18 protein-coding genes are annotated in these 20,668 nt (G+C 62.6%); 4 read left to right on the forward strand and 14 right to left on the reverse strand.

The annotated features are described in order from the left end of the window. Positions 1–38: 38 nt before the first annotated feature. Genes CEW89_RS05645 through CEW89_RS05695 form a run of 11 tightly spaced genes read right to left on the reverse strand, consistent with a single transcriptional unit; the run spans position 39 to position 13,007 of the window. A complete protein-coding gene (locus CEW89_RS05645; RefSeq protein ID WP_096805223.1) occupies positions 39–2,294 on the reverse strand; it encodes a 3-hydroxyacyl-CoA dehydrogenase/enoyl-CoA hydratase family protein in 2,256 nt (751 codons plus the stop codon). A 57-nt stretch (positions 2,295–2,351) separates the two neighbouring features. Further along, positions 2,352–4,139: an acyl-CoA dehydrogenase gene (locus tag CEW89_RS05650; RefSeq protein WP_096805224.1), complete on the reverse strand. Its 1,788-nt coding sequence runs from the start codon at positions 4,137–4,139 to the stop codon at positions 2,352–2,354. A gap of 19 nt (positions 4,140–4,158) precedes the next feature. After that, complete coding sequence (locus CEW89_RS05655) at positions 4,159–5,079, reverse strand: electron transfer flavoprotein subunit alpha/FixB family protein (RefSeq protein WP_096805225.1); 921 nt, start codon at positions 5,077–5,079, stop codon at positions 4,159–4,161. Then, positions 5,079–5,831: an electron transfer flavoprotein subunit beta/FixA family protein gene (locus CEW89_RS05660; protein ID WP_096805226.1), complete on the reverse strand. Its 753-nt coding sequence runs from the start codon at positions 5,829–5,831 to the stop codon at positions 5,079–5,081. Before CEW89_RS05660 ends, CEW89_RS05655 begins: the two co-directional genes overlap by 1 nt. 24 nt (positions 5,832–5,855) lie before the next feature. Further along, positions 5,856–6,740: a 3-hydroxybutyryl-CoA dehydrogenase gene (locus CEW89_RS05665; protein WP_066706767.1), complete on the reverse strand. Its 885-nt coding sequence runs from the start codon at positions 6,738–6,740 to the stop codon at positions 5,856–5,858. Between the two features lie 10 nt (positions 6,741–6,750). After that, a complete protein-coding gene (locus tag CEW89_RS05670) occupies positions 6,751–7,674 on the reverse strand; it encodes a branched-chain amino acid ABC transporter permease (protein ID WP_096805227.1) in 924 nt (307 codons plus the stop codon). 12 nt (positions 7,675–7,686) lie between these two features. Continuing rightward, on the reverse strand, positions 7,687–8,577 hold the full coding sequence (locus CEW89_RS05675; RefSeq protein WP_198403503.1) for a branched-chain amino acid ABC transporter permease: 891 nt from the start codon (positions 8,575–8,577) through the stop codon (positions 7,687–7,689). A 57-nt stretch (positions 8,578–8,634) separates the two neighbouring features. Further along, a complete protein-coding gene (locus CEW89_RS05680; protein WP_066706761.1) occupies positions 8,635–9,840 on the reverse strand; it encodes an ABC transporter substrate-binding protein in 1,206 nt (401 codons plus the stop codon). A gap of 19 nt (positions 9,841–9,859) precedes the next feature. After that, the gene (locus CEW89_RS05685; RefSeq protein WP_096805228.1) at positions 9,860–10,609 is read right to left on the reverse strand and encodes an ABC transporter ATP-binding protein; all 750 of its coding nucleotides are present in this window, start codon (positions 10,607–10,609) and stop codon (positions 9,860–9,862) included. A 2-nt stretch (positions 10,610–10,611) separates the two neighbouring features. Beyond that, on the reverse strand, positions 10,612–11,367 hold the full coding sequence (locus tag CEW89_RS05690) for an ABC transporter ATP-binding protein (protein ID WP_066706754.1): 756 nt from the start codon (positions 11,365–11,367) through the stop codon (positions 10,612–10,614). Continuing rightward, on the reverse strand, positions 11,364–13,007 hold the full coding sequence (locus tag CEW89_RS05695) for an acyl-CoA synthetase (RefSeq protein WP_096807141.1): 1,644 nt from the start codon (positions 13,005–13,007) through the stop codon (positions 11,364–11,366). The genes CEW89_RS05690 and CEW89_RS05695 overlap by 4 nt, the downstream gene beginning before the upstream one ends. A 248-nt stretch (positions 13,008–13,255) precedes the next feature. On the opposite strand from CEW89_RS05695, the gene CEW89_RS05700 reads away from it, so the two are divergent. Both CEW89_RS05700 and CEW89_RS05705 read left to right on the forward strand, forming a co-directional pair. Continuing rightward, a complete protein-coding gene (locus tag CEW89_RS05700) occupies positions 13,256–15,130 on the forward strand; it encodes an ATP-binding response regulator (RefSeq protein ID WP_198403504.1) in 1,875 nt (624 codons plus the stop codon). A 7-nt stretch (positions 15,131–15,137) separates the two neighbouring features. Beyond that, entirely contained in the window at positions 15,138–15,848 is a 711-nt protein-coding gene (locus CEW89_RS05705; RefSeq protein WP_096805230.1) for a response regulator transcription factor, read from the forward strand. A 63-nt stretch (positions 15,849–15,911) separates the two neighbouring features. Here the strand turns inward: CEW89_RS05705 and CEW89_RS05710 are convergent, their stop codons facing one another. Continuing rightward, positions 15,912–17,678, reverse strand: a complete 1,767-nt coding sequence (locus CEW89_RS05710; RefSeq protein ID WP_198403505.1) for a PQQ-dependent methanol/ethanol family dehydrogenase — start codon at positions 17,676–17,678, stop codon at positions 15,912–15,914. A 230-nt stretch (positions 17,679–17,908) separates the two neighbouring features. On the opposite strand from CEW89_RS05710, the gene CEW89_RS05715 reads away from it, so the two are divergent. Together CEW89_RS05715 and CEW89_RS05720 are read left to right on the forward strand one after the other, a co-directional pair. Further along, positions 17,909–18,892 (forward strand): ABC transporter substrate-binding protein, encoded by a 984-nt coding sequence (locus tag CEW89_RS05715; protein WP_096805231.1) that lies wholly within the window; start codon positions 17,909–17,911, stop codon positions 18,890–18,892. An 8-nt stretch (positions 18,893–18,900) separates the two neighbouring features. Further along, positions 18,901–19,548, forward strand: coding sequence for an ATP-binding cassette domain-containing protein (locus tag CEW89_RS05720; RefSeq protein ID WP_096805232.1), 648 nt, complete (start codon positions 18,901–18,903; stop codon positions 19,546–19,548). A gap of 1 nt (position 19,549) precedes the next feature. Here the strand turns inward: CEW89_RS05720 and CEW89_RS05725 are convergent, their stop codons facing one another. Both CEW89_RS05725 and CEW89_RS05730 read right to left on the reverse strand, forming a co-directional pair. Continuing rightward, positions 19,550–19,936, reverse strand: a complete 387-nt coding sequence (locus CEW89_RS05725) for a c-type cytochrome (protein ID WP_096805233.1) — start codon at positions 19,934–19,936, stop codon at positions 19,550–19,552. A 127-nt stretch (positions 19,937–20,063) separates the two neighbouring features. Further along, positions 20,064–20,627, reverse strand: a complete 564-nt coding sequence (locus CEW89_RS05730) for a tetratricopeptide repeat protein (protein ID WP_096805234.1) — start codon at positions 20,625–20,627, stop codon at positions 20,064–20,066. Between the last annotated feature and the right edge of the window lie 41 nt (positions 20,628–20,668).

Raw genomic sequence — 20,668 nt, forward strand, 5'->3', positions numbered from 1 at the left:
GGAATTCTCGTAGGGCGGGGCCGTGCGGCCCCCCGTGCTCATATCCGAAGCGGTTTCCCGCTCCGCAGCATGTGCCGGATCCGCGCAAGCGTTTCCGGGGTTTTGGTGAGCGCCATGAAAGCGTCGCATTCAAAGGACGCGAGATCGGCGTCCGACAGCCCGCCACCTCCTCTGGCGAAAATGTCTGCAATGCGGCTCTGAATCTCGAATGCGTTTTGCCTCAGCGCCCCGTCGTCCCGTGCAGTTTTACGGTCTGCGAGCAGGTGGTCCAGAACGGCCTGCGGCTCAAGACGCAACGTCACCGGCGGATGGACGCTCCCGCCCGGCGAGAGCCCATCGAGATGCGCGAGCGCAGCCGCAAAGACGTCGCCCTCATGCATGACCACCGGCTGGGACGGGTCCAGAAGCCCCAGCGCCCCCGCCTCGCGCGCCGAGGCGGCGGGTGTCTCCAGCGTGGCGGCCCGGAAGGCCAGCGCGATGCGATCCGCAAGCTCTGCCTCGCTTGCGACACCGGCGCGTGCCCGGTCCAGAAGACGACGACCCCCCCCCCAGCCCGGCACCAGCCCGACGAGATGTTCCGGCAGACCGATCCGGGTCTCGGCATGGGCCACCGTGCCGGTGCAATGCATCGCCAGTTCGCAGCCGCCGCCAAGCGCCAGCCCGCGCATCGCGGCGACACTGGGCGCGTTGGCCGTCCGCAAGGCCGCCAGAACCGATTGCCCGCGTGTGATAAAGGCCTCGATCGCTGGCCACTTCGCCGCCTCGATCCACGCCACCATCTGCGACAGATCGGCGCCTGCGGAGAACACCCGCGGATTGTGATTGCCAACGATCATCCCGCGCGCAGCGCCGTTCAACCGGCTCACCCCCTCTTCGAGAATGTCGAAGACCTCAGGGCCGAGCGCATGCATCTTGCTCCGGATGTCGAGACAGATCACATCGTCGCCCAAATCCCAAAGCGCGGCGGCGGCATTCCCCGCTAGGGGTGTGCCGGAGGCTTGCGCCCGGCTCAGCCGATCCGTCTCGCCCCCCTGCACGACCGGGGCCGCCAGCGCCCCGAACGGCACGCCCTCGGGCATCTCGGCCCGCAGACGCGCCTGCGTCTCGGGGCTCAGCCCCCGCCACAGCGCCACCGGACCCGCGCGCCAGGCATAGCCCAGCTCCATTCCCAGATCGGTCTCCTTCAGAGAGGGCGCAATCTCCCCGGCATGGGTCAGGGCATAGCCCACCACCTGTGCCAGAACCGCCCGCGCATAGGCACCCGGCGCCGTATCCTCGTTCAGGAGCAGATCGAGATCGCGGCCTTCTCCCGGCAGGTCTTTTTGCGTGAACCCGCTATGGGCGCGGTAGTCTCCTGTGACGAGATCGAGCGCCTCCATCCCACCGCTTTCGGATTTGCGATAGAACCCGGCGCGGCTCTTGCGTCCGAACCGTCCGGCGGCCACGAGGTCCGTGATCACCCCCTGCCCCGGCAAATCGAAACCATTGATCGCATCCGTCTCGAGCAGCGCCGCCATCAGCGACCCCCAGATCGGTTTCACCACATCGAGCCCGATCAGATCGAGCAGGCCGAACACCCCGGTGCGCGGCACGCCAAAGGCCATATGCACCGCATCCGCTTCCTCGACCGTGAGGCCAAGCCGGAGCGCCTCGACCACCGCCACCGAGAGCCAGGTGCAGCCCAGTCGGTTGGCAATGAACCCCGGCGTGTCGCGGCATTCGATCACGGTCTTGCCAAGCGCCCTGCGCCCGATCTCGGCGGCGCGGTCGAATGCCGCCCGGTCGTCACCCCCGATCAGTTCCAAAAGAGCCATGCGCCGCGGCGGGTTGAAGAAATGGCTGATCAGGAAATGATCCTGAAACGCTGCGCTGCGCCCCTCGATCAACCGCTCCCGCAGAATGGTCGAGGTGTTCGACGACACAATCGCGCCGGGTTTGCGCAAAGGTTCGATCCGTTCGTAAAGCGCGCGCTTGAGATCGAGGTCTTCAAGAATGACCTCGACGATCCAATCCGCCTCTGCCACCCGCTCCAGGTGATCTTCGGTGTTACCGACCCGCACGAAACCGACGGGCGCCTCTCCCATGAAGGCCTGTCGCGCAATCTGTTGCGCGAGGCCCTGTTCGGCGGGCGCATTGCGCGCCTCATCCGGCCCCACCCGGTCCAGCAGATCGACGGCAATCCCCGCATTCGCAAACTGTGCCGCGATCCCGCCGCCCATATTGCCCGCGCCGATCACCGCAACGCGCCGACAGTCCAAATCCCCGACCCCGAAGGCCATCTTGATCGTGTTCATAATACGTCCAGAATTCAATATGTTCTGGCGCGGGCGATGTCGCCCGCGCCGAAGGCCTCAGATCGCGAGATCGAAATCCGCCGCCGTGAGCGCAAGCGTCGCACCATTACCGGCCTTGGAAATCGCATGCAGGGCCGCCGCCATTGGAAAGACGTTGCTGGCGTAGAACCGCACCATGCTCAGCTTGGCCTTGGCATGGGTCGTGTTGCGCCCTTCCGCGAGGCGCCTGGACGCCGCCATTGCCGCATCGCCCATCACCCAGGCCCCGAGGCAAATGCCGAAGGTCTCAAGGATATTGACCGCCGCCGACAAAGGCTCCGTGCCGTTCTGCGCCACCAGCCAATCGGTCAGGTCGCTGACGATGCCTGCGGCCTCTTCGACCATCGAGGCGAGCCCCGCCCAATCGGCATCCCCGCCGCTTTGCACCTTGAGCGCCGCGGCGGTCGTTTTCATCTCGACGATCAACTCACGCGCGGCGGTGCCGTTGTCCCGCTTGATCTTGCGTCCGACGAGATCGAGCGCCTGAATGCCGGTCGTGCCCTCGTAGATCGTGGTGATCCGCGCATCGCGCAGGTGCTGCGCCGCACCGGTTTCCTCGATGTAACCCATGCCACCATGCACCTGCACGCCCAGCGATGCCGCCTGCACGGAAAGCTCCGTCGACCAGGCTTTCGCCACCGGGATCAAAAGATCCACGCGACGTTGGTGATGGGCGCGGGTTTCCTCGTCCTCCGAACGATGCGCGAAATCCAGAGACCGCGCCGCCCGGAACGCCAAGGCCCGCGCCGCCTCGGTCCGCGCCTTCATCAGGCCCAGCATCCGGCGAATGTCCGGGTGCCCCATGATCGTGGCTTCCGCGCCCTCTGGCGTGCCTCCCTGTACCCGGTCCATGGCATAGCGCACCGCGTGTTGCGTGGCCGCTTCGGAAATACCGACACCTTGCAGACCGACACCGAGGCGTGCGTTGTTCATCATGGTGAACATGTACGGAAGCCCCTTGTTGGGTTCGCCCACCAGATAGCCGATAGCTCCGCCCTCATCGCCATAGGACATGGTGCAGGTCGGGCTGGCATGGATGCCCAGCTTGTGCTCGATCGACACACAGCGCAGATCGTTGCGCGTCCCCGGTGCGCCCTCGGCATCCGGGATAAATTTCGGTACGATGAAGAGCGAAATACCTTTCACCCCCGCCGGCGCATCCGGCAGGCGCGCAAGCACGAGATGGACGATGTTTTCCGCCATGTCATGTTCGCCATAGGTGATGAAAATCTTCTGGCCGCTGATCCGGTAGTGATCCCCCTCCGGCACCGCCCTGGAGCGGATCGCCGCCAGATCGGAGCCCGCCTGCGGTTCGGTCAGGTTCATCGTCCCGGTCCATTCCCCGGTCACGAGTTTCGGCAGGTAGAGCGCCTTGAGATCGTCGGAGGCGTAGCCATTGATCGCCTCGATCGCGCCCTGGGTCAAAAGCGGACAGAGCTGAAACGCCGTGTTCGCGCCGTTGAACATTTCGAGAATGGCGGCATTCACCACCTCGGGCAAGCCCATGCCGCCGTGATCCGGGGAGGCCGTGGGGGCGTTCCAGCCCATCTCGACCAGCGTGTGATAGGCGGCACTCCAGCCCTCGGGCGTGGTCACCTGCCCCTCGCAAAACCCGAGACCGGACTGATCGCCCACAGCATTGAGCGGCCCGAGCACATCGCCCGCGAATTTCCCCGCCTCTTCGAGGATCGCGCCCACCATGTCGGCGGTCGCGTCCTCAAGCCCCGGGAGCTGCGCGATCTCGTCCAGCCCGCAAAGCTCTTCGAGGACGAACATCATGTCCTCTGTCGGTGCAACATAAGTCATCTGATGTATTTCCTGTTTCTCACAATTTCTCGGTCAATTCTGGCACGGCGTCGAAGAGATCCGCGACGAGGCCGAAGTCTGCGACCTGGAAGATCGGGGCTTCTTCGTCCTTGTTGATCGCGACGATCACCTTGGAATCCTTCATCCCCGCGAGGTGCTGGATCGCACCCGAGATGCCGCAGGCGATGTAAAGCTCGGGCGCTACCACCTTGCCGGTCTGGCCGACCTGCCAGTCGTTCGGCGCAAACCCGCTGTCGACCGCTGCACGCGACGCGCCCACGGCCGCGCCGAGCTTGTCGGCGAGCGCCTCGATGATCGCAAAGCTCTCCTCCGAGCCGACACCGCGCCCGCCCGAGACGACGATCTTCGCGCTGGTCAGTTCCGGGCGGTCGCTTTCCGCCACCTTGTCCTCGACAAAGGCCGACAGGCCGGTGTCCCCCGCGCCCGAGGCCGCCTCGATCGCCGCGGAACCGCCGCTGCCCGCCGCCTCGAAGGTCGAAGTGCGGAAGGAGATGACTTTCGTCGCATCCGCGGATTTCACGGTCTGCACCGCGTTGCCCGCATAGACCGGACGTTTGAACGTGTCGGCGTCGACAACCTCGGTCACATCCGAGATCACCATCACGTCCAAAAGCGCGGCGACGCGCGGCAGAACGTTTTTGCCGGTGGTGGTCGCAGGCGCGATGATGTGGGAATAATCGCCCGCGAGGGACACGATCAGATCGGCGAGGTTTTCGGCCAGACCGTTGGCGTAAGCCGCGTCATCTGCGACCAGAACCTTGGACACGCCATCGAGTTTGGCGGCCGCTTCACCCGCGGCAGAGGGGCCGCAGACCAGCACGGTCACATCGCCCAGTTTGGCACCAGCAGTGGCCGCCTTTGCGGTGGCATCAACAGCGAGCGCACCGCCCGCGACTTCGGCGAGAAGCAGAACAGCCATCAGACCAGACCTCCCTCTTTGAGTTTCGCGACAAGTTCATCGACGGAGCCGACCTTGATCCCGGCTTCACGCGCTGCGGGCTCTTCGGTGGTGACCACCGTGAGACGCGGGGCCGTGTCGACGCCGTAATCGGCGGCGGTTTTCTCATCCAAAGGCTTTTTCTTCGCCTTCATGATGTTCGGCAGCGAGGCATAACGCGGCTCGTTGAGCCGCAGATCGGTCGTCACGATGGCCGGAAGCGCAACGGAGATGGTCTGAAGACCGCCGTCCACTTCGCGGGTCACCACGGCCTTGCCGTCCGCGATTTCCATCTCGGAGGCAAAGGTCGCCTGACCCCAACCGAGAAGGGCGGCCAGCATCTGGCCTGTCGCATTCATGTCGTTGTCGATGGCCTGCTTGCCGAGGATCACCAGCTCGGGGGCTTCCTCTTCGACCACTTTGGCGAGGATTTTCGCAACCGCGAGCGGCTCGATGTCGACGCCCTGATCCTCTTCGATCAGGATGCCGCGATCCGCGCCCATGGCGAGCGCGTTGCGGATCGTATCCACGGATTTCTTCTCGCCGATCGACACCACGACCACCTCGGAAGCCACGCCGGCCTCCTTGAGACGAATGGCCTCTTCGACCGCGATCTCGTCGAACGGGTTCATCGACATCTTCACGTTCGCAAGATCGACACCCGTGCCGTCGGTCTTAACCTTGACCTTCACGTTGTAGTCGATCACGCGTTTAACAGGTACCAATACCTTCATGCGTAAACTCCTTTTCTTCCATGTTCAGCGCGTCGGGACGGGGATGCCGTCCGCGCCGCGATAATCGTAAAATCCACGCCCGGTCTTGCGACCGAGCCAACCGGCCTCGACATATTTCACCAGAAGCGGACAGGGCCGGTATTTGCTGTCGGCGAGCCCGTCGTTGAGCACGCCCATGATCGACAGGCAGGTGTCGAGCCCGATGAAATCGGCCAATTCCAAAGGCCCCATCGGCTGGTTCGCACCGAGCTTCATCGAGGCGTCGATGGAGGCGACATTCCCGACGCCTTCAAACAGGGTGTAGACCGCCTCGTTGATCATCGGCACAAGGATGCGGTTGACGATGAAGGCCGGGTAATCTTCCGACACGGTGCCGGTCTTGCCGAGGCGGGCGACGACCTCTTGCATGGTCTTGAATGTCGTCTCATCGGTGGCAATGCCGCGGATCAGTTCCACGAGTTTCATCACCGGAACCGGGTTCATGAAATGCAGCCCCATAAAGCGTTCGGGCCGGTCGGTATGCGCCGCCAGCCGGGTGATCGACAGCGACGAGGTGTTCGTAGTCAGGAGCGTATGATCGGACAGATGCGGCAGGAGACTCTCGAAAATCGCCACTTTGACCGCCTCCTTTTCCGTCGCGCTTTCGACGATAAGATCGCGGGCCCCGAGCGGCTCGATGGAGGAGCCATAAGAGAGCCGCCCGAGTGTTTCCGCCCGCTCACCGACCGTCATCTTGCCCGAGGAGACATTGCGGTCGAGACGGTCCCTGATGAACCCTTCGGCAATGCCCAGGGCATCGGAGGAGACGTCCTGAAGCATCACGTCATAGCCGGATTGCGCAAAGACCTGGGCAATGCCCCGTCCCATCTGACCCGCGCCAATGACACCTACGGTTTGGATGACGGTCATGGTGTTCCTTTCAAAACGATTTACGGATGAGGGCCTGGATTTCCCCGACCACACCGCGCCGGAAGGCGAGGACGCAGAGGACGAAGATCAGGCCCAAGACGACAGGCACCCAGGATGACAGGGGGCCGGAGGCCAGCGTGTTTTGCAGCGTGACGATGATGCCCGCGCCGATGGCCGGACCCGCGATGGTGCCAAGCCCGCCCAGAAGCGTCATGAGCACCACCTCGCCCGACATGTGCCAATGCGCATCGGTGAGGGAGGCGAGCTGAAACACCACGGTTTTCGTCGCGCCCGCCAGCCCCGCGATGGTCGCGGAAAGGACGAAGGCCAGAAGCTTGTAGCGCTCCACATCGTAGCCCAGAGATTTCGCCCGCGCCTCATTGTCGCGAATGGCCGACAGCACCTGCCCGAAGGGCGAATGCACGGCGCGCGCGATGAGGAAATAGCCCAGCACGAAGACGCCCAGGACAAAGTAATACATCGCCGTGTTGTTCTGGAGGTCCACAAGGCCGAGGAAGCTGCCGCGCGGCACGCCCTGAAGGCCGTTCTCACCGCCGCTGAAATCTGCGCTGATGAAGAAGAAGTAGACCATCTGCGCCATGGCGAGGGTGATCATCGCGAAATAGATGCCCTGCCGCCGGATGGCGAGCAGGCCGATCGCGAGGCCCAGGACACCGGAGGACAAAGCGCCGATGAGGATGCCCAGTTCGGTCGGAAGGCCCCAGACCTTGAGCGCATGCCCGGTGATATAGGCCGCGCCCCCGAAAAAGGCGGCGTGGCCAAAGCTCAGCAACCCGCCGAAGCCCAGGATGAGGTTGAAGGCAGAGGCGAAGAGCGCAAAGCACAGCAGCTTCATCAGGAAGACAGGATAGAGCACGAGCGGCGCCATCAGCAAAAGGGCGAAGGCGATGAGATAAGCAAGTTTGGTGTTCATCTGTCTGCCCCCTTACGTCGCATTGCCGAACAGGCCCGCCGGGCGCAGCACGAGCACGATGGCCATGACGGCAAAGATCACGGTGGCGGAGGCCTCGGGCCAGAACACTTTGGTCAGCCCCTCGATCACGCCCATGGACAGGCCGGTGACGATGGCGCCCATGATCGAGCCCATACCGCCGATCACGACAACGGCGAAGACCACGATGATCAGGTTCGATCCCATCAGCGGGCTGACCTGGGTGATCGGTGCGGCCAGAACGCCTGCGAAGGCGGCAAGCGCGACCCCGTAGCCATAGGCCAGCGTGGTCAGAAGCGGCACGTTCACCCCGAAGGCCTGCAAAAGTTTCGGGTTCTCCGTACCGGCACGCAGATAGGCGCCAATCTTGGTTTTCTCGAAAATATACCAGGTCACGAGGCACATCACGACGGCGGCCAGAACGACCCAGCCACGATACCAGGGCAGGAACATGAACCCGAGATTCACGCCCCCCATGAGCTGGGGCGGTGGCGCATAGGGCAAGCCGGAAGAGCCGAAGAGCTTGACGAAACTGCCCTCGATCACCAGCGCCAGACCGAAGGTCAGCAACAGGCCATAGAGATGGTCCACCCCGCTCAGACGGCGCAGGAGGAAGCGTTCGATCAGCATGCCGATTGCACCGACGATCAGCGGCGCGAGGATCAGCGCCCCCCAATAGCCGATGCCGAAATAGGTGGTCAGCCCGGCGGTGGCAAACGCGCCGAGCATGTAAAGCGCCCCATGGGCGAAGTTCACGATATTCAAAAGGCCGAAAATCACCGCGAGACCGAGCGAGAGCACAGCATAGAATGCCCCGTTGATCAAACCGAGGAGCAATTGGCCAAAGAGGACCTGTGGCGGAAAGCCTAGGAGATCTGTCAGCATGGTCATGTTTCCTGCGTGGTTGATCCCACCGGGTGACCCCGGTGGGACGGTCTCGGGTTATTTCGTCGGACAGGTGCTCTCGGACAGCGGGCCATAGGCCTCTTCGCCGGGAATGGTGCGCACGATTTTCAACAGGTCCCATTCGCCCTCGGACTCGGAGGGTTTCTTGACCTCGGCCAGATACATGTCATGCACCATGCGCCCGTCGGTGCGCAGCGTGCCGCCTTTGGCGAACATGTCCTCGACCGGCATTTCGCGCATCTTCGCGAGCACCGTGTCGGTATCGTCCGTGCCGGTCGCTTCGATGGCTTTCAGGTAATGCAGGACGGAAGAATAGGTCCCTGCCTGAATGCCCGTCGGCATCTTGCCGGTCTTCTCATAGAATTTCTGCGACCAGGCGCGGGTCTCGTCGTCCATGTCCCAATAGAAGGACACCGTCATCTGAAGCCCCTGCGCCACGTCCTGACCGATGGATTTGACGTTCGGCATGAAGACCAGAAGCCCCGCGATCTTCTGGCCAGCGGCGACAACGCCGAATTCATTGGCGGCCTTGATCGCATTCACCGTGTCGGCGCCCGCATTGGCCAGACCGATCACCTTCGCGCCGGAGGCCTGGGCTTGCAAAATGAAGGACGAGAAGTCAGAGGCCGGGAACGGATGTTTCGCCGATCCCAGAACCGTGCCGCCCGAGGCCTCGACCACCGCCGACACATCGCGTTCCAGCGCCTCACCAAAGGCATAGTCGGCAGTCAGGAAATACCAGCTATCGCCGCCTTCCTTCACGATGGCCGAGCCGGTGCCGACCGCCAGAGCGCGGGTGTTGTAGGTCCAGTGCAGACCCGTGGGGATACAGGCCTCATTGGTCAGCGGAGACGAGGCAGAGCCGGAGACCAGCGCGATCTTGTTCTGCTGCTTGGCGACTTCGAACACCGCCAGCGCGACCGAGGTGGTCACCAGCTCGGCAAAGGCATCGACCTGCCCGGTGTCGGCCCATTCGCGCGCCTTGTTGGCGGCGATGTCGGCCTTGTTCTGGTGATCGGCGGTTACGATCTCGATCGGCGCACCGGCGACCGTGCCGCCGAATTCTTCGATCGCCATCTGCGCTGCCACCGCCGCGCCCTCGCCCGCCACATCGGAATAGGTGCCGGACATATCGCTCATCAGGCCGATCTTGACGACGCCGTCGCTGATCTCCGCCGATGCCGCCCCGCAGAGCAGCGAGGCCGCGGAGACACCCGCGATCAAGGTCTTCTTAAGTGTCATGGTTTCCTCCCATTTATCGTTAAACACTGAGATATTCCTCAAAGACGTGCGCTTTCTCCTCCAGCTCGTCCTTGAGAACGGTTGTGGCGATGTGACCGTGATCCATGATCAGGTGACGATCCGCCAAAGGGGCCGCGAACCGGAAATTCTGCTCCACCAGAACCACCGTGTAGCCACGTTGCTTGAGCGTGATGAGAACCTCGCCCAAGGTGTCGACGATCACCGGGGCAAGGCCTTCGGTGATTTCGTCGAGCAAAAGGATGTTCGCCCCGGTGCGCAGAATCCGCGCCATGGCGAGCATCTGTTGTTCGCCGCCGGACAGCAGCGTGCCCTGGCTCTTGCGACGTTCCGCAAGATTGGGGAACATCTCGTAAATCTCTGCGACCGACATGCCGCCCGCGCAGACCTGCGGCGGCAGCATGAGGTTTTCCTCGACGCTGAGACTTGCGAAGATGCCGCGCTCTTCGGGGCAATAGCCGACGCCCAGATGCGCGATCTTGTGCGGGGCCATGCCGATGACCTCTTCGCCCTTGATGTGGATCGACCCGGTGCGATGCCCGATCAGCCCCATGATGGCGCGCAGCGTCGTGGTCCGCCCCGACCCGTTGCGGCCCAGAAGCGTCACCAGTTCACCCCGATACACCGTCATGTCGATGCCATGGAGCGCGTGGCTCTCGCCGTAATAGGCGTGCACATCCGTCAGGCGCAGCTCTTCGATATGCTCGGAGAGGTGCTGGCCGCCAAGCTCGTGATTGTCCATGACTGCCATGCTCATGCCGCTTTCCCCATATAGGCTTCCTTGACCCGTGGGTCGGCGGAGACTTCGGCATAGTTGCCCTCGGTCAGGATCGACCCACGTTGCAGCACCGTGATCGTGTCGCAGAGCGTCGAGACCACGCCGAGATTGTGTTCGACCATGAGGATCGTGCGCCCGGCAGAAACCTTGCGGATCAGCTCTGTGACCAGTTCCACATCCTCGCGCCCCATGCCCTGGGTCGGCTCGTCCAGAAGCATCATCTCCGGCTCGGTCGCCAGCGTTGTCGCGATCTCGAGCGCGCGTTTGCGCCCGTATGACATGTCCGCCACCATCGCATCGGCAAAGCGTGACAGGCCAACCATATCGAGCAACTCATCGGCGCGCTCGTTGAGCCGGTTGAGCGTCTTGACCGAGCGCCAGAACTGGAACGACGTCCCCAGCTTGCGTTGCAGCGCCACCCGCACGTTTTCACGCGCCGTCATATGCGGAAACACCGCCGAAATCTGGAACGACCGGATCACGCCCATGCGAGCGATCTCGGCGGGTTTGGCGGCAGTGATGTCGCGCCCGTTGAACCGGATCGAGCCGCTGGTGGGCGTCAGGAATTTGGTCAAGAGGTTGAACACCGTGGTCTTGCCCGCGCCATTCGGTCCGATCAGCGCGTGAATCTCATGACGTTTCACCTTGAGATCGACATGATCGACGGCGGTGAAGCCACGAAACCCCTTGGTCAAACCTTCGGTTTCGAGGATGTAGGGGGACTGGTTCATGCTTCCCCCTCCCTCAGGTTCCGGGCCTGATCGCGCAGGAGGAATTTCTGGATCTTGCCGGTCGAGGTTTTCGGCAGCGGGCCGAAGATGACCGTTTTCGGCGCCTTGAAATGCGCCATGTTCTGGCGGCAAAACGCGATGATCTCGGCCTGGGTGACGCTTTCGCCGGGTTTCAGATCGACAAAGGCACAGGGCGTCTCGCCCCATTTCTCGTCCGGCTTGGCAACGACAGCCGCCTCCATCACGGCAGGGTGTTTGTAGAGCACATCCTCCACCTCAATGGAGGAAATGTTTTCCCCGCCGGAGATGATGATGTCCTTGGAACGGTCCTTGAGTTCGACATAACCGTCGGGGTGCATCACGCCGAGATCGCCGGAGGCAAACCAGCCGCCGGTGAAGGATTTCTGCGTCGCCGAGGGGTTCTTGAGATAACCCTTCATCACGTTGTTGCCGCGCATGAAGATCTCGCCCATGGTCGTGCCATCCGACGGCACAGGCTCAAGCGTCTCCGGGTCGGCGACCATCAGCCCGCTCAGCGCCACATTGCGGACCCCCTGACGGGCTTTCTTGACGGCCTTGTCTTCGACCCCGAGCCCATCCCAGTCGGCTTTCCAGGCACAGACCACCGACGGCCCGTAGGTCTCGGTCAGGCCGTAGACATGGGTGACCTCGATGCCCATGGCTTCCATCTTGGCGATCACGGCAGCGGGCGGCGAAGCGCCTGCGGTCATCACCTTGACCTCGTGCGAGAAGTCCTTGAGCGCATCGGGCGCGTTGGCGAGCATATTCAACACGATCGGCGCGCCGCAGAAATGCGTGACCTTTTCCTCGCGGATCAGCTCGAAAATCGGCTCCGCCCGCACCGCGCGCAGGCAGACGCAGACACCGGCATTCGCCGCGATGGTCCACGGAAAACACCAGCCGTTGCAATGGAACATCGGCAGGGTCCAGAGATAGCGCGAATGATGCGCCATGCCCCAGGTGACGATGTTCGACATCGCGTTGAGATGCGCACCGCGGTGATGGTAGACGACGCCTTTCGGGTTGCCCGTCGTACCCGAGGTGTAGTTGAGTGAAATCGCGTCCCACTCGTTTTCCGGCGGCTGCCACTGGAACTCCGGGTCGCCTTCGGCCAGCAGCGCCTCATAGCTCAGCGCCCCGATCCGGCGTCCGCCGTCGAAACTCGCGTCCTCGATATCGACGACCAGAACGTCGCTCATCCCGCTCATGTGAAGGGCACGGTCCACCACGTCGGAAAATTCGGGATCGACGAGCACCACCTTGGCCTCGGCATGGGCCAGGATGAAGGCCATCGCCTCCGCATCGAGCCGGGTGTTGATCGTGTTGAGCACTCCGCCCGACATCGGCACGGCGAAATGCGCCTCGAACATCTCCGGGATATTGGCGGCAACAATAGAGACGGTGTCGCCCTTTTGCACGCCACGGCCCTGCAAGGCCGAGGCCGCACGGCGGATCCGATCATAGGTTTCGCCCCAGCTCCGGCGGATATCGCCATAGATCACGGCCGGAAATTCCGGATAGATCTGTGCACTGCGTTCGACGAAAGACAGCGGCGTCAGGGCGTCGTAATTGGCCGCATTCGGGTCAAGCCCGATGGTGTAGATACTTTGAATTGACATGTTTTCCTCCATATCTCATCCACGCCACCTCCTCTGGCGCACATGAGACAGGAGTACCTGCACACAACAGTGTTTCCTAAATTTGCCTGAAATGTATCGAATTGTAACAGTTTCGATTCAGCACTTGGAAAGCGGTCGCATCGGGTCGATGATCGCGACCTGAGCCGGGCATGCCCCGGAACGGGTGTGGGACCATGCAGAAACCGACGACTGTCTACAGAGATATTTTCACGGCAAGCCCGCAGGCAATGGCCATTTTTGACGCAGAGGCGCATTTGCTGGAAACCAATGCCGCGCTGAGCGTCTTCCTGAAAAACCGCACCGTGACGCTCAGACCCGGAATGACATTGTCGGATTTCGTCTCGCCGGATTTCTGGAATGCGCCGGTTCTGCTTCTGGGCGGCTGCGCTCCCGGTTCCGCCACCTGCTCTTATCTGGTCTCCCCGCCGAACGGGCCGAACATCGACCTCCAGATCAGGACCACCGGGCAAGGCGACAGTTTCGTCACCGTGAGCGACGCCTCAGAAGAGGCCGCCGACCGCGACCGGCTGCGCGATCTGATCGCCACACGCACGCAACAGCTCATCGCCAGCGAAGAACGCCTGAGCCTGATCGCCAACGAGGTGCCCGCCGGCATCGCCCATATCGACCGGGATTTCACGATCCTCTACGCCAACAAACGCTTTGCCCGCGCTTACGGCATCACCCCGGCGCAGATGATCGGGAAGAACGCCTATGACGTCCTGCATCCACACACCATGGAGCAATCCTCACGGTTCTTCGAACAGGCGCGGCGCGGCATGCTGGTCGATTTCGAAATGCGCGTCGAACTGCCCAAGCAGAAGTTCAAGGATGTGCGCACCCTGTTGCGCCCGGAAAAACCCTCAAGCGGCGAGGTCATCGGCTTCTATCTCGTCTCGATCGACGTGACCCGGCGCAAGGCCACCATGCGCGCGCTCATGCAATCGCAGAAAATGGATGCGCTCGGGCGCATGGCCAGCGGCATTTCCCACGATTTCAACAATCTCCTGACGGTCATTCTCGGCAATCTCCTGCCGCTGAGCGAACGCCCGGACAGCGCGGATATCACAGAGGAATTCATCATGCCCGCGATCGCCGCCGCGCGGCGCGGCTCGGCGCTCACCAGGCGGCTCGTCTCGCTGGCCCGGCGCGAACAATTCGACGCCAGACCCACGGACATCGGCGAGGCGATCCGGGAAATCTACAGCCTGCTGCAATCCTCGATCCCCAGCACGCTTGCCATCGAACTGCACCAGACCGCCTCCCTGCCCAGCGCGGTTATCGACCGGGCGCAATTCGAAATGGCGCTCCTGAACCTCGTGCTGAATGCCCGCGATGCCACCGGCGGCCGGGGCCGGATCGACATCACGCTGGCCCCCTATGTCCTGCCCGCGACAGAGGCGGAAGTCTCTCGCCTTCCGGCCGGCAATTACGTCAGCCTGTCGATCCGGGACGACGGCTGCGGCATGTCGGAGGATCTGACGGAAAAGATTTTTGAACCCTTCTTCACCTCGAAAACCGGGGGCGGTTCGGGGCTCGGCCTGTCCATGGTCTACGGCTTCGTCGAACAGTCGAACGGCGCGATCTATGTCACCAGCGCCCCGGGTCAGGGCAGCGAGTTCACCATTCTCCTGCCCAGCGTCGATCTGGCGCCCGAAGAATACGGCGCCCCGCTTTTGCCGGACATTCCGACCACCGCGCCGCAGGCCCTGCCCGGCAGCGCGCCGGATCGTGGCATCGCCTTGCTGGTCGAGGATGACGCCGACGTGCGCCGCGCGTTGTGTCGCAAGCTCTCGACCACCGGCTTCACGGTGCTCGAGGCAGGCGATGCCGAAGAGGCGCTCGAGGTGCTCGAGCTGATCCAGGGCATCACGGCGGTCATTTCCGACATCGACATGCCCGGGGCAATGAACGGTGTCGAGCTGGCCCACCATCTGGCGGAACGACACCCGGATCTCGATGTCGTTCTGATGAGCGGCAAGCCCGAACATCTCGAACACGACATCTGGCCCACGGACGTGCCCTTTCTGAAGAAACCCTTCACACAGCAAGAACTGCTCGCCTGTTTCGACCACCGGCCCCGCCAGTCTCAGAGGAATTGAAAACCAAATGACCCGCATTTTCCTTCTCGAAGACGATGTCGACATCTGCCGCCTCATTTCGCGGTCCCTGGAAAGCTACAGCGTCACCGTCGAATGTTTCCAGCTTCAGGCGGAGTTCCTGCGCGCCGTGGAACGCAACGCCCCCGATCTGTGCCTGATCGACCTGAGCCTGCCCGATGGCGACGGTCTCAACCTGTTGCGCCACGGCACCCTGCCCAACGACCTGCCGCGGATCATCGTCAGCGGGCGCAGCAGCATTTCCGACCGGATACTGGGGCTGGAGATCGGCGCGGACGATTACATCGTCAAACCTTTCGAACCGCGCGAGATGATCGCCCGCATCCGCGCCGTGTTGCGCCGCAGCGAAGGCACGATGCGGGACAGCGGCGAGCCCCCGGCCCAGACCGTTGCTTTCGGCGACTGGACGGTCGATTTCGATGCCTGCGTGCTGCATCACAAGAGTGGCGATCTGGTGGAGCTGAGTTCTGCGGAAGCGGAACTTCTCCAGGTCTTCGTCAAAGCCCCCGGACGTGTCCTGAGCCGCAACCAGCTTCTGGATGCGACCACGGGCCGTTCCGCCGACCCGTTCGACCGCAGCATGGATGCCCGGATCAGCCGGTTGCGCCGCAAATTGCGCGACGATCCGCGCTCCCCGAAGATCATCCGCACGGTCTATGGGGCGGGATATGTATTCTCCGCCCCCTCTCCCAAGGGCTGAACCAAACGGCGATGCGCCCTGTCCGAAACAGGGCGCATCTGTCATGTGAAAGGCTGATGGCGCTCAGTTCGCCATGGCCAGTTGTTTCGGCAGTTTAAAGGTCCAGACCGTGCCGCCCTGGTTCAGGTAGTTGACCTTTTTGGCCACTTCCCCGCCCCAGAGCGGAACCGCGCCACCCCAGCCGGACACGATGGTGACATATTGCTCGCCTTCGAACTCATAGGTCACCGGCTGGCCGACGATCCCGGAGCCGGTCTGGAAGGACCAGAGCTTTTCACCGGTCTCGTCATCCAGCGCGATGAACTCGCCCTCAGGCGTGCCAAAGAACACGAGGCCGCCCGCGGTGGTCATCACCCCGCCCCAGAGCGGTGCGTCGTTCTGGAAGTCCCATTTGATCTCGCCGGTTTCCGGCTCAATCGCTTTCAAAGAGCCGATATGGCTTTCAAAGATGGGCTTGATGGTAAAGCCCGCACCAAGATAAGCCGCGCCTTTCTTGTAGGAAATCGGCTCGTTCCAGATGTCCATACCCCATTCGTTCGACGGCACGTAGAACATCCCGGTCTTCTGGCTGTGCGCCATCGGCATCCAGTTTTTGCCCCCCAGGAAGGACGGCACGGAAAACACCATCTGGCCCTTTTCGGCCTCCAAAGGATTGCCTGGACGCGCGTCTTCGACATAGATCGGCCGGCCCGTCTCGTCGATGCCCTCGGCCCAGGTGATGTTGGACACAAACGGCGTCGCATTGACGAAAGCGCCATCTTCACGGTTCAGCACGTAGAAGAACCCGTTGCGGTCGGCGGTCGCGAACCGTTTGTTGCCGTCCTTGTCGGTGAAAGCCACGACCTCGTTCACCCCGTCAAAGTCCCAGCCCTCGCGCGGCGTGGTCTGGAAATGCCATTTGATCTCGCCGGTGGCCGGGTCGATGCCCAGACGCGAGGCGGCATAGAGGTTGTCGCCTTTGTTGCCTTCGGTCGGCGTGCCGGCATTGCGCAGATGCGAGTTCCACGGCGCCGGGTTGCCGGTGCCAAAGACCAAAGTGTCGGTATCGGCATCATAAGAGCCGCCAAGCCATGTGGCGCCGCCGCCGGTTTTCCACATATCGCCCGGCCAGGTGGCATTGAGCGTGCCGGTCATGGTGCTTTCTTCGCCATTGAGCGTGCCCATATGGCCCTCGATCACCGGACGGGTCCACACGAGATCGCCGGTCTCCGCGTCACGGGCCTGCACCTCGCCGACGATGCCGAATTCGCCGCCGGAGTTGCCGGTGATCACCAGCCCGTTCACGATCAGCGGCGCCGCCGTGTAGGAATATCCCTCTTTATAATCGGCGATTTTCTTGTTCCATTTCACATCGCCGGTCTTCAGATCGAGCGCCACGATGCGCGCGTCCAGCGTGCCGAAATAGATGTTATCGCCGTAAATCGCCCCACCGCGGTTGATCACATCACAACACGGCAGAATGCCTTCGGGCAGACGTGCGTCATACTGCCAAAGCTCCTCGCCGGTTTTCAGATCAATCGCATACATCCGCGAATAGGACCCGGTGACATACATGACCCCGTCATAGATCAGCGGTTGGGTTTCCTGACCGCGCTGTTTTTCACCGCCAAAGCTGAACGCCCAGGCCGGGAAAAGATTTTCGATGTTGTCCTTATTGAGCGTATCGAGCGGCGAATAACGCTGAAGATCGCGCCCCATGCCGTTGGTCAACACATCGCCCGGCGTGGTGGCGTCGTTCAAAAGGTCTTCCTCGGTGACCCCGGCAACGGCCCCGCCCGCAAGCCCAAAGCTCATGATGGCCGCCGTCGCAGCCGTTACAAACCTGTTCATTTTGTTCCTCCCATAGAAATCAAGGCACGATCCTCCGAGCTGGACAGGCGCGAAGGACAGGGCTCATACCCCGCAATGATCGGCATGCGGAGGCATCACGCATATTGGCCATTGGTCGTAGGCCCCCTGCGACCTGTCCTTTTCAACAGGTTTTCAAACCGCTCCTGTGCTTTGGTCGTATTTCGCGGTCTCCCGGCCGGGCCTAGACTCAAAATCAGGGAGGACTGCACATGATGAAATTCACCAAAGGGCTGGCCGCTCTGGCGGCGGCGATGTCACTCACGGGCGCTCTGGCCGCCAAGGCCGAAGATCTGCCGACGCTCAAGGCCGCGCTTTACATGTCCGGCACCGTGGCCTGGGAGGTCGACACCATCCGCCACAACGGCTTTGACACCGCACAGGGTTTTACCTTGGAGCCGATGGATGTCGCAGGCGCCGCCGCCTCGCGCGTAGCCCTTGCCGCGGGCGAAGTCGATATGATCGTGGCCGATTGGCTCTGGGTCGCCGCCCAACGCGCCGAGGGCAAGGACTATGTGTTCCTCCCCTATTCCAAGGCCGTCGGCGGGCTCTACGTGCCGAAAGACAGCCCCGCGCAAAGCCTCGCCGATCTCAAAGGCGGCAAGATTGGCATTGCAGGCGGACCCAATGACAAAAGCTGGCTGATCCTGCGCGCCTATGCCGAACAGATGACCGGTCAGGACCTCGCCTCTGAGACCGAACAGGTATTTGGCGCGCCGCCGCTGATTTTCAAATCGACACTCTCGGGTGAATTGGATGGGGCGATCAATTTCTGGCATTTCGGTGCAAAGATGGAAGCCTCCGGTATGCGGCTTCTGGCCTCCACGTCCGAGGCGTCTCTGGCTCTGGGCCTCAATCCCGACACGCCGCTTTTGGGCTATGTGGTGCGCGGCGAGGTGTTGGCCGGACATCCCGAACTTGTTCAAGGTCTGGCCGCCGCCTCGCGGCAAGCCAAGGTGCTTTTGGCCACAGATGACGCGGCCTGGGAGCGGTTGCGCGAGCGGATGAATGTCAAAAACGACGCGCAATTCGAGGCGCTCAAAGCCGGTTGGATCGCGGGCATTCCCGCCGAAGGTCCGGTCTCCGAGGAAGATGCGTCCAAGATGCTCGCGCTTATGGCACAGCTCGGCGGCGAAGAGCTGGTCGGTCAGGCGACCACCCTGCCCGCTGGCACCTTCTATGATCCGGCCTCATGAGACATGACATGTCCATCCTCTCGGACAGTCTCGAGGCGGCTTTCCCTGTGAAGGCCGCCTTGCTGCACCTCGATCTGCGCTCGGTGTCCGCCGGAGGCGCGCAGATTTTAGGCCCCGTAAAGCTCGACATCCGTGCGGGCGAAACCGTTGCGCTGACCGGCCCGTCAGGGGTCGGCAAAACCACGTTACTGCGGGTCATCTCCGGGCTGCACCGCGACTATGAAGGCGAGATCACCCGCCCGCCCCGGCTGTCGGCTGTGTTTCAAAGCCCGACGCTTTTGCCCTGGCGCAAGGCGTGGCAGAACCTCACCCTGACCACCGGGATTTCCAAAGCACAGGCACTCGACTGGCTCACCGCCGTCGGTCTCAACGATCACGCCGATCATTTCCCCGAGCAGATGTCGCTGGGCCAACAACGCCGCCTCGCGCTGGCCCGTGCCTTTGCCGCCTCGCCCGATCTGTTGCTGATGGACGAGGCCTTTGTGTCGCTCGACCCAAAGCTGGCCGATGAGATGATGCAGCTTTTCGAGACTCTGCGCGCGCAGCACGGCACGACGACGCTCTTAGTCACTCACGACCGTACGGAGGCCGCGCGGCTGGCGGACCGGGTGTTGTGCCTCGACGGCCACCCCGCCACGCTCCGCGCCGCTGTGTAAATCACTCGGAAATCGACGCCAGATAGGTGACGATGAAATCCTGCACCGTCGGATCGCTCACGCCGACGTGGCGCATTTTCGTGCCCGGCACGAGCGCATCATTGTCCTCCATCCAGGCCCGGATCGCGCCCTTGGTCCAGACAAAACCCGCGTTCTTCAACGCTTCGGAATAAGGGTAGCCCTCGAACGTCCCCGCCTTACGCCCGACGACGCCGTTCAGAAGCGGGCCATAGCTCGCGCGGTCGGCATCGACGGCGTGGCAGCGGTGGCATTCCTTGTCGAAGAACTCGGCCCCTGCGGCGGTTTTGATGGCATCGTATTCGCCCGCAAAGGCGACGGTTGCAAAGAGCGCCGGGATCAAAGCGGCGGCGAAATATTTGGGTTTCATCGAGTCTCTCCTAAGCGACTGTTTGATGCATCATCGCGCGAGAGCCTCCTCCAAAGTGTTGACCTGCCTCAAGAAAAGCCCCCGACATTGGTCGGAGGCCTTCTACGACTTTGGTCGTAGAGATGCGTTAGAACAGGTTGAGATAGCGCCATTCATCGGCGTCGGGCGTCACCTCGTCGAGATCGTAATCCGCGCGCTGCAACCGCTGTGCCACGGCCAATCCTTGGTTCGCCGCCTCATCGACAAGCGCCCGGCCCGCGTCCTCGTCCCGCGCCACGCCCCAGCCGCGCATCAGGTCGAGCCCGTGGTTGAACTTGCCCACCGGATCGCCCGCCTCTGCCGCCTTGCGGTTCCACTCGGCGGCGGCCTCCAGATCCTGTGGCCCGCCCAGCCCGTTGTCATCGAGCTGGCTCATCCAAGTCATCGCCCCGGTCCAGCCCGCGTCCGCACAGTTGGAAAACAGCTCGCGCGCCAATTCGTGGCGTCCGGATTTCGTGATCAGATAGCCCTGAGAACAGATCACCATCCCCGTGTCGCCCTCGCGGATGTTCTCCATCACCTGCGCCATCGACATCTCATGCGGGTTGAGGGTGCCCTGCTCGTCGACATGGGTGTCGGGGCCAAGCTCCATCGGTAGGTCTTCCGCGAAGAGCGGTGCGGCGAAGGCCATCGCGAACCAAATACGCTTCATATGACAGTCCTCCCGAAGGCGATCATGCCAGAGACGGCCTC

This window comes from Celeribacter ethanolicus, from assembly GCF_002407265.1.
Classification (GTDB): Bacteria; Pseudomonadota; Alphaproteobacteria; order Rhodobacterales; family Rhodobacteraceae; genus Celeribacter; species Celeribacter ethanolicus.

What these genes read in the sequence shown, in the direction of transcription:
- CEW89_RS05645 (WP_096805223.1), bottom strand. Translation starts at nt 2,294, where the DNA reads ATGAACACGATCAAGATGGCCTTCGGGGTCGGGGATTTGGACTGTCGG.
- CEW89_RS05650 (WP_096805224.1), bottom strand. Translation starts at nt 4,139, where the DNA reads ATGACTTATGTTGCACCGACAGAGGACATGATGTTCGTCCTCGAAGAG.
- CEW89_RS05655 (WP_096805225.1), bottom strand. Translation starts at nt 5,079, where the DNA reads ATGGCTGTTCTGCTTCTCGCCGAAGTCGCGGGCGGTGCGCTCGCTGTT.
- CEW89_RS05660 (WP_096805226.1), bottom strand. Translation starts at nt 5,831, where the DNA reads ATGAAGGTATTGGTACCTGTTAAACGCGTGATCGACTACAACGTGAAG.
- CEW89_RS05665 (WP_066706767.1), bottom strand. Translation starts at nt 6,740, where the DNA reads ATGACCGTCATCCAAACCGTAGGTGTCATTGGCGCGGGTCAGATGGGA.
- CEW89_RS05670 (WP_096805227.1), bottom strand. Translation starts at nt 7,674, where the DNA reads ATGAACACCAAACTTGCTTATCTCATCGCCTTCGCCCTTTTGCTGATG.
- CEW89_RS05675 (WP_198403503.1), bottom strand. Translation starts at nt 8,577, where the DNA reads ATGCTGACAGATCTCCTAGGCTTTCCGCCACAGGTCCTCTTTGGCCAA.
- CEW89_RS05680 (WP_066706761.1), bottom strand. Translation starts at nt 9,840, where the DNA reads ATGACACTTAAGAAGACCTTGATCGCGGGTGTCTCCGCGGCCTCGCTG.
- CEW89_RS05685 (WP_096805228.1), bottom strand. Translation starts at nt 10,609, where the DNA reads ATGGCAGTCATGGACAATCACGAGCTTGGCGGCCAGCACCTCTCCGAG.
- CEW89_RS05690 (WP_066706754.1), bottom strand. Translation starts at nt 11,367, where the DNA reads ATGAACCAGTCCCCCTACATCCTCGAAACCGAAGGTTTGACCAAGGGG.
- CEW89_RS05695 (WP_096807141.1), bottom strand. Translation starts at nt 13,007, where the DNA reads ATGTCAATTCAAAGTATCTACACCATCGGGCTTGACCCGAATGCGGCC.
- CEW89_RS05700 (WP_198403504.1), top strand. Translation starts at nt 13,256, where the DNA reads ATGGCCATTTTTGACGCAGAGGCGCATTTGCTGGAAACCAATGCCGCG.
- CEW89_RS05705 (WP_096805230.1), top strand. Translation starts at nt 15,138, where the DNA reads ATGACCCGCATTTTCCTTCTCGAAGACGATGTCGACATCTGCCGCCTC.
- CEW89_RS05710 (WP_198403505.1), bottom strand. Translation starts at nt 17,678, where the DNA reads ATGAACAGGTTTGTAACGGCTGCGACGGCGGCCATCATGAGCTTTGGG.
- CEW89_RS05715 (WP_096805231.1), top strand. Translation starts at nt 17,909, where the DNA reads ATGATGAAATTCACCAAAGGGCTGGCCGCTCTGGCGGCGGCGATGTCA.
- CEW89_RS05720 (WP_096805232.1), top strand. Translation starts at nt 18,901, where the DNA reads ATGTCCATCCTCTCGGACAGTCTCGAGGCGGCTTTCCCTGTGAAGGCC.
- CEW89_RS05725 (WP_096805233.1), bottom strand. Translation starts at nt 19,936, where the DNA reads ATGAAACCCAAATATTTCGCCGCCGCTTTGATCCCGGCGCTCTTTGCA.
- CEW89_RS05730 (WP_096805234.1), bottom strand. Translation starts at nt 20,627, where the DNA reads ATGAAGCGTATTTGGTTCGCGATGGCCTTCGCCGCACCGCTCTTCGCG.